The sequence below is a fragment of the Bacillus siamensis genome, assembly GCF_051628075.1.
Lineage (GTDB): Bacteria > Bacillota > Bacilli > Bacillales > Bacillaceae > Bacillus > Bacillus siamensis.
In genome coordinates this window covers 1,724,883-1,742,950 of record NZ_CP155579.1, presented here as the reverse complement: position 1 = coordinate 1,742,950, position 18,068 = coordinate 1,724,883, and the positions used below count along the sequence as shown (strand labels likewise).

The window sequence follows — 18,068 nt, the reverse complement described above, 5'->3', positions numbered from 1 at the left end:
GTTAAACCTCCACTTCATAGGTATCCCAGATGTTTGCCGCAGCTTTTTCGTTCGTTTCTTCTTTGCCCTGCGAAATCAGCCGCTTATTTAGTGCAGGCGGTGTTAAAGGATGGCGCTTGATTCGTCGTCCTTCATCTTCCTGCCACGCTTCCACAATGACATGGGCGTTTGTTCCGCCGTCGGCAAAGCAGTTTATTCCTGCCGCCGGTATCGATGACGGCCAGTCTGTCAGAGTGCGGCTGAACTGGATATTGGCCTTTTCTCTGTCGAAATGTGTAAGTTCATGCTCACCTGATAAAAACGGGATAAAGCTCTTTTCTTTCAGCATGAGCACAACTTTTATGAAACTTGCAATTCCTTCCGCACAAAGCGGGTGCCCGATGTTCGGTTTCACAGATCCGATTCCGAGCGGTCCGCCATCTGTTGTGCGGTAGACGGATTGAATGGCCTTCAGTTCTAACAGATCAGTGACGACCGTACCTGAACCGTTCGCTTCAATATGAGTGATGTCTTCCGGCCGTTTTCCGCTTTTTTCAAGAGCTGTCTTCATGACGGCCTTTTGCGCTTCAAGGCTCGGCGTAGCCGGGCCCGCCGTTCTTCCGTCATTATTGACAGAAGCCGCCTTCACCACGGCATAAATGGAATCTCCGTCTTTAACGGCCTGAGACACGGTTTTTAAAAGAACCATTCCGACACCCTCGCCCAGTACGACTCCATCGGCGCGTTCGTCAAATACATGGAACGACTGCGCTTTACTTAAAATGCCGCGCTGTTCAAACAATTTATGGGTTTCTTCAGATTCAAACAGGCTTACACCGCCGACAACGGCCGCTTTTATTTCTCCTGTTGCAAGGGCGTGAACGGCCATATTCATTCCGACTAAAGCAGAAGAGCAAGCCGTATCGAGGACAACACTCGGGCCGCGCATATCAAAGTATTGAGAGAGGTTTGCGGCCAAATAGTTCTGGCCCAGCGCGACGATCGGATTTTTCGCGTCCAGCAGTTTCTCTTCACCCGGTCTGTGCCGGCTCCGTCCGCCGAGATACACACCAATTGCCTCTCCCTTTATCTCATCCGGCGTATAGCCGGCGTGATACCACAGGTTAAGGCATTCTTCCAGAGCGGCCAAAGCTTGAGGGTCCATTGCCTTCACATCCTCTTCAGCCAGCAGAAAGAAATCCGGGTCAAATTGATGAATTCCATCAAGCATTCCTGCGTAGTAAGGCGTCTTCAAACCCCAACGCTCATCCGGGACAGGACGGACGGCCGAACGGCCTTCAGCCAAAAGCGACCAGTACGCTTCTAAGGAAGCCGCCCCCGGAAACCGGCAGGACATGCCGACGACTGCGATATCTTCCCCGTGAATCTGTTTTCCGGCCGGCTCTTCTTCCGCCTTAACAGCTTGTGTTTCAATGACCGGCTCAGCCGGTGCCTTCATAACAGGCCCCGCCGCCATATCAAATAGATCTGACAACACTTCTGTATATCCATCGAGAAGCCAATTTGCGAAAGATTGAATCGTCGGATATTCATACAGAATGGACGGGTCAAGCGATGCTGAGAGATTCCGATTGATCCGCTGCAAAAGCTGGGCAAGGATAATGGAGTCCACTCCGTAATCTTGGAATAATACGTCTGTCTCAAGCTGATCCTGGTCAATCCGCAGCTCTTCAGAAAATAATCCCGTCAGCCACTCTTCTGTTTTCTTTGTTAATTGTTCGTTGTCCGCGGCCGAATCAGCTGTTTTTTTCGGTTTTACCGCAGCCGGACTTATCGGCTTATCCTGGCTGCTTTGCCGCATGAACTGCTCCGGTTTCCACAGCTTAGGATTCAAAACGGCCGGCAGCACCGGGCCCCTTGCTGATGCAAGAAGTATGCCGTCAAGAAGCTGTAATCCTTCTGCATTCGTGATGCTGTATAACCCGCTCTCTTTATAAGCTTTGTTCGTTACTTCTCCCATTCCGGTTTCTTTCCAGTTCGGCCACTGAATGCTTACGATCGGCAGCTGCTCTTTGTATGAGTTTGCAAAATAGTCCATATACGCATTAGCCATGGCATAGTCGGCCTGTCCTGCTGAAAGCGCCGGTATCGCAGCTGACACGGAAGAAAACAGGACGAAAAACTTCAGCGGCTCTTCGCTGAGCACACTGTATAGCGCCCGTAGCCCGTCTACTTTCGGCTCAAGCACACGCTGTATATCCTCATCGGTTTTTCTGATGAATGCGAGCGTCTCTTTATCAGTCACACCCGCGCAGTGGATAACCCCGCCGATTGGTCCGAGCGTCTGTTTGATCTGATCCAGTTCTTGTCTCAGTCCGGCTTCATCCGCTAATGGGACGGACAATACCTTCACTTGTACACCTTTGGATTCCAAGTCGAGAACAGCTTCAATTTTCGCTTTTACAGAATCCGGCACCTCATTCAGGCCGCCCGTCCACTCATTTCGCGGCGGAAGGGTCTCACGGCCGGTAAGCACCAGTTTTTTCACTCCGTAATGTTCGGCAAAATGGCGTGCGCATAAAAGACCGATCCCCCTCGTGCCCCCGGTAATCAGCAGCGCATGGCTGTGCGGAAAATCAATTCTCCCGCCTTTCATCTCTATGTTTTCTGAGGCTCTCAATACGGCACGGTAACGCACGCCGCCTCTTCGGCAAACTTCCGCATCATCAGCACGGGCATGAAACTCATCGGCAATTTGCTTCGCCAATATGTCGTCCGAAAGCGCTCCTTCAAGATCGAGATGCCTTGATGACAGATGGCTGTATTCGTACGCCAGCATTCTGTACAGACCGGCCCGTTTTGCTCCCGTTATTTGATTGGCCTCTTTTTCTATTGACTCAAGGTCTTTTGTGACACAAAGCAGTGTCATCCCTTCTTTATGTCCATGCTCAATCAATTGCTGAAGCCATTGGATAGCGGCCATGTCTTCAGAATCTTCTTTCGCTGCGCCGAGGAGGTCGATGACTCCGTCAAACGCCTGCCAGTCATATTCACCGCTAAAGCCTGATGCGGTGATGATACGGTGATTCGGGATATGCGCTGCGACCTCTTCTGCGAGATTGATCATGTCCCCGCCTGTCAAAATCGCAACGGGACGTGCACACGGTTCACGCAGTTCGAGCGGGCTCAGCTCCCATTGTTTCGTCAGAATACGTTTGATCCGTTCTTCTATATGGACCTTATTATTTTTGTCACGATTCTCAGGCACCCAATACGTGTCTGTTGCGAACGGATAAGACGGCAGACTGAGTAAACGCGGTGTGCCTTTTTCATACAGCCGGTTCCAATTCAACACGCCGCCTTTCACCCATACCTCGGCCAGCTTGGCGAATTTTCCTTTTCTGACCCAGGCATCAATGACGATGTCCATATCTTCATCCGCCGTAAACAGAGCGAACGTATCTTTGTTGCGGTGAGACTGGCCGGTATACAGTCCGGCGATGTTTTTCTCATTTTCCGTAAATGCTTCCAGCTTTGTTTCCAATTCCGCCATCGTCGCTGCAAGAATGGCAAGGCGCTCTTCCATTTCGTCTCTTCCGGTTTGCAGCGTATAAGCGACAGCCGCCAAGTCTTGATCTGTGTACGGCGTTTGGCGGATCGCTTTTTGCAGCTGCTGCGCCTGTTCAAACAGTTTTTCTTTTGATTTGGCGGACAGAAGGATGATCGCCGGGCTTTCCGGACCGTGCTCAGGCTGAGCGGTTTCTTTCGGGACATACTCTTCAATGACAATGTGAGCGTTGACCCCGCCGATGCCAAATGAGCTGACCCCGGCCCGGCGCGGAATCGCATTTCCGTTTCTATCTTCCGCAGCAGTCCACTCCTGATTTTCCCGCACGATGTAGAAAGGACTGTCATCCAGCTGAATGTAAGGATTGATCGTCTCGCAATGAAGGCTTTTCACCAGCGTTTTGTGCTTCATCTGCAAAAGCACTTTCATGACGCCTGATACTCCCGCGGCAAGCTCTAAATGGCCGATATTGCTTTTGACCGAACCGATGCCGCAGCGATGACCGGAGACTTCAGGCTCTTGATTTGTTTTCGCCAGCTCGTGAAACGCCGCTTTCAAACCGTTTATTTCAATCGGATCACCCAATTCCGTTCCTGTACCGTGCGCTTCAATATAAGTGACGGTGCTCGGGTCCACTCCCGCTTTCCGGTATGCTTTCACCAATAAGTCAGCCTGCAGTTTCGGATTCGGCGAGGTTAACGTATTCGCCCGGCCGCCGTGGTTTTCAGCCGTCCCGCGAATTACGCCGTAAATCGGATTTCCGTCCCGTTCGGCATCTGTCAATTTCTTCAGCATCAGAATGCCCGCGCCTTCTCCTCTGACATACCCATTGGCGTCTTTGGAGAAGGTTTTGCATTTTCCGTCTTTGCTGAGCATGCCTGCTTTGCTGTAGCTGATATGCGCTTCTTCAGTCAAAATCGTGTTGATCCCTCCGGCAATCGCCATGTCGCATTCTCCGTTTTCTATGGCGGATACCGCCCGATGGATCGCCACAAGCGAGCTTGAGCATGCTGTTTCAATCGGCTCGCTCGGCCCGTGAAGATTTAACAGATAACTCAGACGGTTCGGACCTATGGAAGGAATCATGCTGCCTGTCGCCGCATGTCCTTCCGGCGCAAGACCTGCTCTTGTGAACAAATCTTTATAACCGGTATTTCCGGTTCCGATGAAGACGCCAGTATTTGTGCCGGAAAGGCTCTCCGGCTTACAGCCCGCATCTTCTATCGCCCGCCACGCATAAGTCAATAACAGCCGCTGCTGCGGATCTAAATATTGGGCTTCCCGCGGTGAAATTCCAAAGAACAGCGGATCAAATTCAGCTATTCCGTCGATAAAGCCGCCCCACTTGATATTCGTTTTATTCCCTTCAAGATTCGGGTCGCCATCAAACACTTCCCAATCCCAGCGGTCTTTCGGAATCGTTGTGATAGAATCTTTTCCTTCTTTCAGATTGCGCCAAAATTCCTCTATATCTTTTGCGCCAGGGAATCTGCCGCTGATTCCGACAATCGCAACCGGATCAAAGCGGCGCGGTTCTTTTGTCTCTGCCGCAGCGTGCATTACCGTCGCGAAACGCTTTCTTCTCTGCGTTTTCGGCTGATGGACTTTTGGCTGCTCTTTTTTCGGCGTCTCTTTCTTCTTTTCGCCGAAACGGCCCGGATGCTCTTTTGCCAAATATCCGGCCAGATCGCTGATCGTCCCGTGCTCAAAGAAAATCGTCGGCGCCAGCTCCAGCTGATACGCTTCATTTAATTGATTTGTAAAGACGGTGAACGTTACGGAATCAAAACCGTATTCACTCAATTCCGTTTCAATCTCAATATCCTCACGTCCGACTTTTAAAATTCCGCTTACCATGTCTGTCAAAGCGGTATGAAGCATCGGAAGAGCTTCCTCTTCATCTTGTTTTTCTTCCGGCTGAGAAGGAAGCCCGGCAGCCTCATCTGTCAAATATTCCGCTAAACTGCGGATCGTACCGTGCTCGAAGAAGATCGTCGGCGCCAGCTCCAGCTGATACGCCTCATTTAATTGATTCGTAAAAACGGTAAATGATACAGAATCAAAGCCGTATTCACTCAGCTCCGTATCGATATCAATCTCGTCTTGGCTGACTTTTAAAATCGAACTGACCATTCGGATAAGTGAATCGTGCCATTTGCCTGATGTAACGGCTGATACAGGCTCTGTCGTCTTCTCCTGCTTCTTGTCAGCTTCAGAAATGGATAGGAACGTCTGTTTTAATTTTGCCTTGTAGCCTTCAGCTGCTAAAATTTGCGGCTTTTCCTGAGCCAGGCCTTCATAGAATGCAGCCAAGCCGGCAGCCTTTTGAAGCGGAACCATGCCGAAAGCTTTTTTCATCATTCTCTCCGTCTCGTCTCCCGCCTGCATGCCGCCATCTTTCCACAGCGTCCAGTTGAAGGCGATCGTTTTTCCGTGCCGCAGGCCATTCTCCGTAAGGGACTGCCTGTAAGCGGCGTACGCATCCATAAACGCGTTGCCGGCGGCATAATCAGCCTGCCCGACATTGCCGAGAACGCCGGAAACACTGGAGAACAATACGAAAAAGTCAAGGCTGCAGTCTTTGCTGGCTTCATCTAAATAAGCGGTGCCGATCACTTTCGGATCCAGCACTTCCCGGAATTCTTCCTTCGTTTTTTGCAGCAGGAAGCGGTCTTGTATCACGCCCGCAGCGTGAATAATTCCGTTAAGCTCCCCGAATTCCGCCGTAATCTCTTTTATCAGCGCCTCATTTTCCTGCCGGTCTGCCGCATTCAGCTTTTTGTACACAACATTTGCGCCCGCATGCCGAAGCATGTCGAGCTCACGCTGTTTAGCTTCCGTCACATTTGAGCGGCCGGCCAGAATGATCTTCGGGTGTTTTACGCGATCAGTGATTTCTTTTGCAAACATCAAGCCCAGGCTTCCCGCGCCTCCGGTAATCAGATATACGCCTTCGTCCTTCCAGACGGGTCCGCCACCTGCAGGATGCATTTCTTCCCAGGCCTTCACATACCGTTTCTCTCCTTTATAACGGATGTGTTTATCATGCGGCCGATGACTGTCGTTTTTCAGTTTTTGAGCGACAGCCGGCATTTCGCCAATTGATTCCATTTCGATGAGCTGACAGTCAAGTTTTCCGTATTCCAGCTCGGCTGTTTTTAGCAAACCGGTTAACCCCGCAAACAATTGCTGGCTGCCGTCTGCTGAAATAACGGTCTGAATCAGAATACGGCCCTGCCTTTTTTCGCTTATGATCCGCCGGATGTGTTCAGCGATCATCTGCGCATAGGTTTGGAAGCGTTCAGCGGCTGTTCCGCCCTCACCTTCCGCAATCAGCAGTTCAGCGTCTTTCAGGCCGGATGCCGCTTCTTCTTTTAGATGGACTGCATCTTCACAAAGAATGATCAAATGCTCATCAGCATGGACAGAAGCTTTCTCGGATGCCGCAGCTTCTTTCCACACCGGTGCAAACAAGACCTTTTCCGAGCCGGATGGCTGAGCCGATTCTGCATCGCCTTCAAGCACTCTCGTAGAGAAGCCTCTCACCTTCACGCAAAGCGCTCCTGTTTCGTCGTACAGGTCAATGTCGGCTTTTTGCACGGAATCACCGCCTTGATATCCTTCGCTTAAGCGTGCATGCGCCCGCATAGTCGGCGTGCATGCTTTGATGACTTCAAGGTATTCCAGCGCAAACGGCAGAATCAGCTTTTGTCCGGAAAACTCCTGCATAATGCAGATCGTCGCCGTCTGAATAGCCGAATCAATGATGCTCGGATGAAGCGTAAATTGTCCGTTCGTATGAGAAACAGAATCCGGAAGCTGTATGGCAGAAAGCACTTCTCTTTCACCGATAAAGGCGGACTTAATGCCTTGGAAGGCTTTTCCGTGGAACATTCCCCTGCTCCTGCCTTCCCGGTAAAAGGCCGCCGGATCAAGAATATCCGCTGTGCACCTGCTTTGGATGGCAGAAAGGTCTGCCTCAGGCTCTCGGTCTGCCTTTATGATTTCAGCCCGTCCTTGGCTGTGCAGCACTTCTTCATCGTCAGCGTTTACGCTGTAAATGTCATACGAGATGATGCCGTCTTCTTCAAGAAACAGCGCAATATGGACTTGGCGCTCTTGTTCGTGAACGACGATCGGTTTCATCCAGACCGTATGATGGAGCGTTATTCTGTCTTGATCCTTTAATAAGCCGCCAAGCGCCCGTTTTACCGCTTCATAAGACATTTCCAAATATGCCGCTCCCGGTAGCACCGCTTTTTCCCTGACCACATGATCCTTCAGGAAAAATTCAGAGCCTGTAAACCGTGAGCTGAACCGCTGAACGGCCAAGTCTGACGTATTTTGCTGCACGAGCGGGTGTAAAACTGAGATTCCGGTATGTGCGGCAGATGTTTTCGTTTCAGATTTTTTCGGCCAGTACGGTTCCTTTGCAAACGGGTAGACCGGCACACTGATCCGCTTCGGATACTTGTCTTTGTAAAGCTTGTGCCAATTGACGGCGACACCTTTACTCCACATTTCACATAGCTTCGAACCTTTTCCTTTCGCAAGCCATTTCTCAATGAGTTCAGCGCTGTCATCATCATCAGAAAGCCAGGCGATGTCTTTTGCCTGCTGTTTTTCTCCCCTGAAGCAGCCTGTTACAGCCGGCTTATCATTGATAAAATCGGCAAGCTGCCGCTTCAGCTCCGCAGCGCCGCTTGTGATAAAGACCGCACGCTCCTCCATCGCTTCCCTTCCGACTTGGTAAGTGTAGGAAATATCCGCAAGATCGGCGTCCGTTTTTGCATCGAGAAAAGCCAGCAGCCGTTTTGCGTACTCCTTCAGACGGTCTTGTTTTCTGGCAGACAACGGAATAATGTACGGACCTGTCCATTCTGCTGCTTCAGACACCTCGGGATATTCTTCAAAAATCGCATGTGTATTTGTTCCGCCAAGCCCGAAAGAGCTTAAAGCCATGCGGTGCGCTGTGTTCTCGCGGGTTAACTCTTTTTTCCCTTCCGCAACGTAAAACGGAGAGTCTTTTAAATGAAGATGAGGATTCGGCTCTTTGTAATTGATGCTCGGCGCGATTTCCTGATGATATAAGCTCATGACAACCTTGATGCAGCCGGCCATTCCGGCGGCTGTATCTAAATGCCCAAGGTTTGTTTTGACTGAACCGATGCCGCAGTATTGTTTTTTATCTGTGTACCGGCCGTACACAGATTGAAGCGCGGACAGTTCAATCGGGTCGCCGAGTTTTGTTCCCGTGCCGTGCGCTTCGACGTACGCGATCGTTTCAGGATGGATGCCCGTCTGATCAATGACCTTCTGAATGACCTCAGCCTGTCCTTTGACGCTCGGCGCGTAAAATCCGACCTTATCCGCTCCGTCGTTATTGACGCCGATTCCGCGCAGCAGCGCATAAATATGGTCGCCGTCCCTGACGGCATCGGACGCTTTTTTCAAAAGCACAGCACCGGCCCCTTCACCGCCGATCATTCCGTCAGCAGCCGCGTCAAACGCTTTAATATGCCCGTCGCTTGAAAAATTCAGCCCAGGCTGATGAACATACCCGGCACTTGATTCCGTATGAAGGGTCGCACCGCCGACAAGGGCGTACATGGCTTCGCCGGACTGCAGGCTTTGAAAAGCTGAATGCAGGCCGATTAAAGAAGATGAGCAGTTGGCATGGACAAAATAGCTCGGCCCTTTCAATCCGAGTTTATGAGAAATCATCGTCGGAATCGTCCCGCTTTGGGCAAGCACCCATGACACATAGCCATCCGGCGTTTCCAGCTGTGCTGTCGTCTCCTCCGGCAGCAGGCTGCGGTAAGAGTTGGCGCTTGCAGACATATACACGCTTGTTTCCGGAATGTCTGTTGAGACATATCCCGCATCCTCAATCGCCTTCCATGAATGGAGCAAAAGCATTCTCAGCTGAGGATCCATATATTCCGCATCTTTCGGTGAAAAGCCGAAGAAACTCGGATCAAACATTTCTTTTCCTTCTAAAACTGCTTTAGCCGGAACAAAGCCGGGATGATCAGCCAGCTCTTCGGAAACACCGAAACGGCGGAGCTCCTCTTTTGAAAAGAAGGTGATGCTTTCTTTGCCTTCTTTGATGTTATTCCAAAACTCATAATGGTCTTTCGCTCCCGGAAACTCACAGGATATACCGATAACCGCGACGCTTTCTTCATAATAATCGGGAAATTCCTCCGTCAGGTTTTTGCGGTTTTCTGCATTCACTTTCTTTTCTGATACAGATGCAAAAACGTCTTCTGGCGGTTTTTGTTCAGCGATATACCGGCTGATGTCTTTTACCGTCGCGTATTCAAACAGCTCCGTCACACTGAAATCACAATCCAGTTCCCGCGTCATCCGGTCAGTGACAGTCACAGCAAGGAGCGAATCCCCTCCCGCATCAAAAAAGCGGTCATCAAGCGCTATGTCACTGCTTTTTAATACGTCCTGCCAAATCGCAAGCACCGCCTGCTGAATATGAGATGAAGAGTATGTTTTTGTTTCAGGCTTTTTCTCTGTCAGATCGCGCCCTGCAAGAAGCTTGCGGTCAACTTTTCCGTTCGGCGTAAGCGGCAGCTCTTCAAGACGGATAAAGGAAGCTGGCGCCATATAGGCCGGCAGCGCTTGTTTCAAATGCCTGCGCAATTCCTTTGAAGACGGAAGCGGCTCTCCGTTTTTCAGGATATAAAATGCGCAAAGCTTTCCATTTCCGGAGTGATTGTTTACAACAACGACGCTTTCCTGTACGGCCGGATGGGCATTCAGCCGACTCTCAATATCTCCGGGTTCAATCCGGTAGCCGCGGATTTTGACTTGGCTGTCCATCCGCCCCATGTATTCAATGCGGCCGCCGGGAAGAAACCGCGCCATATCGCCTGTTTTATAAAGCTTTGATCCCTGTTCCAGCCGGTGGCTGACGAAGGCTTTGTCCGTCAGCTCAGGCTTGTTGAAATACCCTCTTGCCAATCCGTCTCCCGCAATACAAAGCTCTCCCGGCACCCCTTCTAAAACAGGGTTGAGGTTGGAATCCATCATATACACACGGGTATTGGCGATCGGGCGCCCGATCGTAAGCGCGCTCTCATTTTCCGTTATACGCTGCACCGCGGACCAGATTGTCGTCTCTGTCGGCCCGAACATATTCCAAGCCTCACTTTTCGTATCGAGAAACTGCTGCTTCAATTGCTCGCTAAGCGCCTCACCGCCGCAAAGGATTTTCACTTTTTCTTCATTTGTCCATCCGGAATGAAAGAGCATTTTCCACGTAAACGGCGTCGCCTGCATGATCGTCGGTTTGTACTCCTTAATCAGTTCTTTCAGCTTTCGTGCATCTTTTGTGACTTCTGTCTTACAGATATGGCATTCCGCACCTGTGATTAAGGGAAGGTACAGCTCCAATGCCGCGATATCAAAGCAATATGTCGTGACGGCAAGCAGTTTATCTTCGGGCGAAAGCCCCGGTTCATGCGCCATCGAGATCAAGAAATTGGTCAGCGCCCGATGCGGAATCATGACGCCTTTCGGTTTGCCCGTGCTGCCCGATGTGTAAATGACATACGCCAGGTCTTCAGGCGTCACCAGCCGTTTCAGCGTCATTCTTTCCCCCGCAGTCTCTTCAATATCAGACCAATCGCGGTCAATGGCTGCTGTCTGCACGCCTCCCCAGTTCAAAGAGTGCTCTAAATCAGCTGTCGTCAGGCACATTGAGATCCTGCTGTCAGCAATCATATATTCCAATCTGTCAGCGGGGTAAGAAGGATCAAGCGGCACATACGCTCCCCCGGCTTTTAAAATGCCGAGAAGGCCGACAGCCATATGCAATGAACGATCTGTATAAATGCCGATGAGATCATCAGGCCCCGCGCCGTGCGCCTGCAAATAGAGCGCCAGTTTCGTGCTTTTTTCATCAAGTTCACGGTACGTCAGTTTTTGCTGTTCATATACAACCGCACAGGCATCAGGCGTTTCTGCCGCCTGACGTTCGAATAATTCATGGAAGCAGGCATCCGGATACTCACGGCTTGTCTCATTCCAAGTCTTAAAAATCTTTTGCTCCTCTCTTTTTGTCATGAGAGAAACATTCTCAAGCGGCATATCCGCGTTTGCCGTCAAAGATTCTGCAGCCTGTACAAATTGGTTAAAAAGTCTGACTGCCCCTGCTTCATCAAATAATTCAGTGCTGTATTTAATCGTAAGATCCATGCCTGATGCTTCTTCCCACATTTCAAATACAAGATCATATTCCCCTTCCTGATGAATGCCTTTTACAAACTCACAGGAGAATTCCTTATATTCATCAAGCATCGCTTGGTAGCTTGAATGCTGCAGAAAATTTTGATAGAAAAAAGCATTAGTGAAAATAGGCGAACCGTTCTGCCGAGGTGTCGCATGAACATCACGCACCATTTTCGGAAACGGATAAAATGAGTGATCCAGTCCGTCTAAAACCGCATCCTGCACCTTTTGAACAAAGTCAGCAAATGTTTCTTTCCGCCCGGCTCTGCTCCGTATGGGAAGCATGTTGAGGAAATGGCCGATCACCCCGTCAAAGCGTTCTTCCGGTCTGACCATTGCAGGCATGCCTGTCACAATATCTTCCTTATCCGTATACTTGCTTAAAAGCACCATGTAGCAGCTCAGCATGACGGTGGACAAATGAATCGAACGCGATGCGGCAAATGCCGTGACATTTTTCAGCAGCCGTTCAGGAAGACGGCGTGTCAGCGTATCTTCTGTAAACGCCGGAGCACTGCTGTCCGTGCGCATCGGCGGAAGCTGAAGATCGGGCAGGTCGCCTCCGAGCTGTTCCATCCAGTAAGCGCGGTCTTCCTTGCTTTCTTCACTTGCCAAGTACCGCTTTTCCCAAACCGCGTAATCGGAATGTACGGAAGCACCAGCTGTAAATTCTTCTCCCTGCAGCAGCGCCTGATAGTGATCCAGCAGACTGTGAATAAATGTAATGGATGAAATGCCGTCAAACACGATATGGTGAATGACCGTCAAAAGATAATGTTCCGAGACGGATTTTGAAAGCAGCTGCACACGCAGCAAAGGCCCGCCTTCTTTGACAAACGGCTCTTTCACTTTTTTTCGTATCAGAGCGGGTATTTGTGATTCATTTACGTCAGAAATATCTTCTTCCGAAAATACAAAAGGATCTGCCGCTTCTATGAAATAAAACCCGCCGTCTGTTTCCTTTACGGCGCTTTTGAGTATCGGATGCTGTTTTAAAACAAGCTGAAACGCCTGTTTCAGTTTCTCTTTGTCGATTTCTGATGTGAATCGGAAACAGAGCGGGACATGGTATGCAGCCGATTCAGGCGACATTTTCTGCAATGTCCACAGCCCTTTTTGAACTTCTGAAAGCGCTGGCGCCGTTTGCTTGCTCTCCCGTTCTGCCGGCGGTTCGGCTTTTGCCGGGTGATGGTCAGCGGACATGCTTGCCGATTTTTCAGCAGTATAAGCGGCTAAAGCGCCAATCGTCGGGTTTTTGTGCAGCTCTCTTGCCGTCAGCCGGATATGATACGTTTTTTCGATTGATCTGGCGAGTTTCATCATCTTAATCGAATTGACGCCAAGACTTTGAAGCGGTGTATTTGAATCAACAAGTTCATCCGCGATGGAAAGTTCCTCTTTCAGAAAGCGGATAAAATCCCGTTCAATTTCTTTCTCTATAGAAGCTGATTCCGAAGTGCCGTCTTCTTGCCCGTTATTATGTAATGAAGCAAATTGCCCTTGTTCGAATGAATGTTTCAGCTGGGTGCGCTGAATTTTTCCGATCGCCGTCTTAGGAATGTCTTCTTTCGCAACCGGAAGCAGATAGTCAGGGGTGACGCCGATTCGCTGTGTCACATGCTGGTGAATGTGATGAAGCAGCTTCGTCCGGCGGCTCTCATCCAACGGAACGGATGTCACAAAGAAAATCGCCAGCTCATCTGTCGTGCTTTGATTCGGCCGGACGGCGCATGCCGCTGTATATGACGTTTCGATTTCCGGTAATTCCTCAACGGCTGATTCAATGGCGTGGCTGTAATAATTCACACCGTTGATAATGATGGCATCTTTCGTGCGGCCCGTTATCGTCAGACGGCCTTCCCGCAGAAATCCGAGATCTCCCGTTTCAAACCAGCCGTCTTCTGTAAAGACACTCTCATTTAAATCCGGCCGCTCATAATATCCGCTTGTCACAGTCAGACCCGACACTTGGAAGCGGCCGATTTCTCCTTCTTCCACCACCTGATTGCGGTCATCCGCAATTCTCATATTAAACCCCGGAATCGGCAGACCGATCTCCACGAAGCGGTCGTCATCACTCGTGTTTTCCAGCGTGAATTCATCTGAGAAAATAACCCCTGAAGACGTTTCGGACATTCCCCATGCGGGACGGATGGCATTAGCCGGCAGACCGTGCGGCTCTAAAAGCTCCATAATTCTGCGTCCGACTTTCGCAACCGCAGCCTCCCCTCCGTTCAGCATATAACGCATGGAGGATAAGTCCCATTTCCGCGTTTGAATCTCTTCTGCGAAATCGGCGAGGAGTCCGAAGGCAAAATTGGGCGCCCACGTGACCGAAGCACGGTAATGATCAATCATATCGAGCCATTTTAAAGGGTCCATCAAAATGGATTCACTCGGTATGTTGATTTCTTCACACCCGAGATAAACATCACGCAGATGAAGCATTCCGATGCCGCCGACATGGTCAAAAGGCATCCAGTTAAACGTGACATCCTCACTTGTATAGCCTTGCATCTGAATATTTCCTTTGACCATGCAGACGATGTTTTCATGACTGAGCATCACGGCTTTCGGCGTGCCCGTGCTTCCCGAGGTCAACAGCAGCATCGCCAGATCTTCCGGACGGGGATAATGGCAGTCTGTATCCATTTCATGCGCCGAAAGATCTTCTGCCGCCAAAGCGCAGAACCCGGAAAGCTCCTGATCCTTCGCCCATTCAGTCATCTCCGTCAGCACTTCACGGCTTGTGATGACATACGGCTGATTCAAAAGCGTCCAAGCGTCTTTCAGTTTTTGCGTCCCGCTGTTCATTTCTGTATAAGCCGGAGCGGCCGCAAGCGGAACCGGGATCGCTCCTAAAAAAACACAGCCCCAAAAAGCAGGAATCAGCTGAGAATTGTCACTGAGCTGTAAAATGACTTCATCATGGGCTTTCACGCCTGATTGGCGGAGTCCTTTCACAATCGAAAGAGCGATCTTTTTCAAACCGCTGTAAGTCTGATACACTTCGGTGCCGTCAGGCTGTATATATGTGATGCCCTTTTGATCATTCGCTGCCGCGGCGGTTTTATGCAGGACTTCAGGAATCGTCATCGGCTGATCCGCTGAAAGCCGCAATGATTTTCCATAGCTGACAGATGGCTTGAGTAACCCGCTTGCCTTCATATCACTTTTCATAGAGCTGCCTCCATTTCATCTGTATGTCTTATACTCCGTACATCGTCGTGATTCGTTTTTTCACTTCATCATCATGAAACGTCTGGTCATGCATGATTAACTCCTTCTCAATGACGGCCGGCAGCTGCTCGCGAAACGGCGTCACCAAGTGCCTTTTCAATGTGATTAACGAGTTTCTCGGTTTTTCCGCCAGCTCACGGGCCAGTTCCTGTGCGTATCCCAATACTTCCTGCCTCGGAAGCACCGGAAAAGGCACCCCTCTTTTCTCCAGATCACCGCCGCGGTAATGGCCTCCGTTTAACAGCATTTCATGTCCGAGGCTTGCTCCAAGCTTCTGCGGAACGATAAAGGTAGCGCCCATTCCGGGGGTGAAGCCGTATTTCATAAAGTTTGCGGTATACACGCTTTCTTTGCTTAAAATGACAAAATCACTGAAAAGCCCCATGACAAACCCGCCTCCGATTCCGTGGCCCTGCATGGCGGAAATGACGGGAATATCACATTCCAGCGCCAAAGAGTACATGCGGTCTTCCGTAAATTTCGTGATGCCCTGCTGAATCCGGAGCAAGCCTTCCTGTGTGCCTCCGGAAGCAAAGTAATGGCCGTAGCCTGTTAAAATCACAGCTTTATAGACGGACGATTTTTTAATACGGGCGAAGGCCTCCATCAATCCATCCGTCAGCTCTTTGGAGAAGGCATTTTTGTGGGTTTTATCCTGCATTGTCACTTGGATAATTTCCGGTTCAATTTCGAGCAGTTCAACTGCGGCGTTCGGCATGATATCCTCCTAACTGTTCTCCGTTTCCCAAGGAAGCCGCCCCGTTTCTGCATAACGGATGATGGCTGATTGGTTATCCGGATCTGAAAACATCGCTTGATTTTCGGCTAAAGCAGCGGATTTCGAACGATGAACAAGGTCGTTTAAGGAATCCATGTATCGTTTATAGCGGATGACTGCTTTTTTCGACAGCGGACGAAGGCGCAGCAAATGCTTTCTCAGCTCTGTTGCGCTGTCCGAAACGCATACGTCACAAAGTCCCCATTCAAGCGCCTGCCTTGCCGGCACGGGCTTTGTCATAATCGTCATATAATGCGCCTTTTGAAATCCGATTCTTTGAATTAAAAACGGCAGAACGCAGGCGGGATAGAGCCCGAATAACAGTTCAGATAAACTGAATGAAGCACTCTCGTCTGCGATGACGATATCGCACGCGGCGGCAAATCCGACACCTCCCGCGTTTACTTTTCCGCGCACGCGGGCGATGGTGATGTACGGCCCGGATTTTAACGCCAGCCACAAACGGTAAAGCGGCTCCTGTGATTCCGCATGCTGCATGCCTTGTCTCATTTTCTCGTACATCTCATCGAAATCCGCCCCGAAACAAAATACCTCCGGCAGCCCTTCAAGCACTACGGAGGTCACGGAGTCTTCACATTCAGAAAGAACATGCAGGCATTCCTCCACTAAACGCTCATTAATCGTATTGTTGGCTTCAGGCCGATAAAAGGTGATGAAACAGACATTTTGCTGAAAACGGACCTTTATCGTCTCATAGGTCACGGGATCCACCTGTATTTCCGGTGAAATTCCGTGATTTCTTCCAAATATAAACGGGGGCTTCCGGTATGATGGTCTAAAATGTTCGGAATCATATTTATGTCCAATTTGACATTCCGGGTTCCGAATTTGACCAAACCGCTGCCTTTAAACAGTTCTTCATACTCCTCCATGGACAGCCTGTATCTGTCGTTCAGATGCTCTTCTATCTTGAAAGAATGCTGCCGCGCCTGTCCCTCAGGCGTCACAACGCCGCTGTAAAATTCCGAACAGCATCCTGACCCGTAGGAGAAACAGCCGATCCGTTTAGAAGTGCCGAATGCCCCTTGGTCAATCGTACTGGCAAGAGCCAATAAAGAGGCTGCGCCCATAATGTTTCCGACTCGTTGGCAGTAGCGGAGCCCCGGCTCTACCCTTGTTTGAAAATCCTGTTCGATCTCAGCGTTTTTCGCTTTTGCAAGCTTGCGCATCATCGTCCGGTGGGCTCCTTTTACCATGCCGCCAAACGGTGTATGGAAGGCAAGGTAGTGAAACGTCTCTTTGTAGTCGGCGCCCGGCACACGGTTTTTGTACTCGCGAAATGTCTGTTCACAGCAATCAAGGTAAGACATCAATGACAAGTCGGCGTCACCGGCTTCACTGTCCGGGATCGGGCGGCATGTATCCATCACCTCATAGCCGTAGTAGCCGTTTGCGCCCGCATCCGCCTGAAATACGATCGGATTTTCACCGATCAATAAGGCGACGGCACCCGCTCCGGCGCTCGGTTCTGCGTAAGACCAATCTTCGCTTAACGCATCGCCGCCTTCGGCAATTAAAAACCGGGAAATATCCGTCGCAACGACAAGCGCTTTCGCTCCTGGGGACGTCTGTGACAAAATAAAGTTAAGCGCCATCTGCAGGCCCGCCGTTCCTGAATAGCAGGCTTGCTTCAGTTCAAATAAACGGCAGTTCCGGTTGAGGCCTAAGTAATCATGAATATATGTACTGAGTGATTTTCCGAAGTCGATGCCGGACTCCGAGCAGGTAATCAGCAGCTCGATTCTGTCTTTTTCAGCCTCTGTCAATCGGTCGATAATCGGCTTTGCCGCGTTAACGCCGAATGTAACGGGGTCTTCATAAGGAAGCGCCACCGCTTTTTCTTTCATCAGTAAATTCTCAAATCTGGCAGGGTCTAAGTTTCTGTACTCCGCCAGCTGCATGACATCGAGGTATGCCGTCCCGCCAAACACATTTATCGCTTCTATTCCGGCAGCAGTCATGAACTTCGCCTCCAATATGAATTTTGAGCTTCCGATTTTTGCGCCGTTTTATCAGACGGCCTGTACCTTTTCATAAAGCTTTTCAGCCAATTCGCCGATGTTTGAGACTCCTGTCAGCTCCACACGCGGGATCTGCAAAGATAATTCCTCCAGCATCATTGTGATAATTTCTGCACGATCCACTGAATCCGCCCCCAAATCAGCTAAACGGTCTTCATGTGAGAGCCGTTCGCCTTCTAAATCAGGCAAAACCTCGTAAATTGTGTTCTGCAGCAATTCAAAGATTCTATCTTTACTCATTGTCAGTTCCTCC

5 protein-coding genes are annotated in these 18,068 nt (G+C 50.1%); all 5 read right to left on the bottom strand.

Annotated features, from left to right (window positions below; translation table 11 throughout):
• Position 1: 1 nt before the first annotated feature.
• From ABDB98_RS08815 to ABDB98_RS08795, 5 genes are read right to left on the bottom strand one after another with little or no spacing between them, the layout of a single operon-like run.
• The gene (locus ABDB98_RS08815) at positions 2 to 14,935 is read right to left on the bottom strand and encodes an amino acid adenylation domain-containing protein (protein WP_438421973.1); all 14,934 of its coding nucleotides are present in this window, start codon (positions 14,933 to 14,935) and stop codon (positions 2 to 4) included.
• A gap of 28 nt (positions 14,936 to 14,963) precedes the next feature.
• Positions 14,964 to 15,713 (bottom strand): polyketide synthase, encoded by a 750-nt coding sequence (locus tag ABDB98_RS08810; RefSeq protein ID WP_016936044.1) that lies wholly within the window; start codon positions 15,711 to 15,713, stop codon positions 14,964 to 14,966.
• A 9-nt stretch (positions 15,714 to 15,722) separates the two neighbouring features.
• The gene (locus tag ABDB98_RS08805; protein ID WP_438421971.1) at positions 15,723 to 16,496 is read right to left on the bottom strand and encodes an enoyl-CoA hydratase/isomerase; all 774 of its coding nucleotides are present in this window, start codon (positions 16,494 to 16,496) and stop codon (positions 15,723 to 15,725) included.
• On the bottom strand, positions 16,493 to 17,755 hold the full coding sequence (locus tag ABDB98_RS08800; RefSeq protein ID WP_438421970.1) for a hydroxymethylglutaryl-CoA synthase family protein: 1,263 nt from the start codon (positions 17,753 to 17,755) through the stop codon (positions 16,493 to 16,495). The genes ABDB98_RS08805 and ABDB98_RS08800 overlap by 4 nt, the downstream gene beginning before the upstream one ends.
• Before the next feature lie 51 nt (positions 17,756 to 17,806).
• On the bottom strand, positions 17,807 to 18,055 hold the full coding sequence (locus tag ABDB98_RS08795) for an acyl carrier protein (protein WP_438421969.1): 249 nt from the start codon (positions 18,053 to 18,055) through the stop codon (positions 17,807 to 17,809).
• Positions 18,056 to 18,068 lie beyond the last annotated feature (13 nt).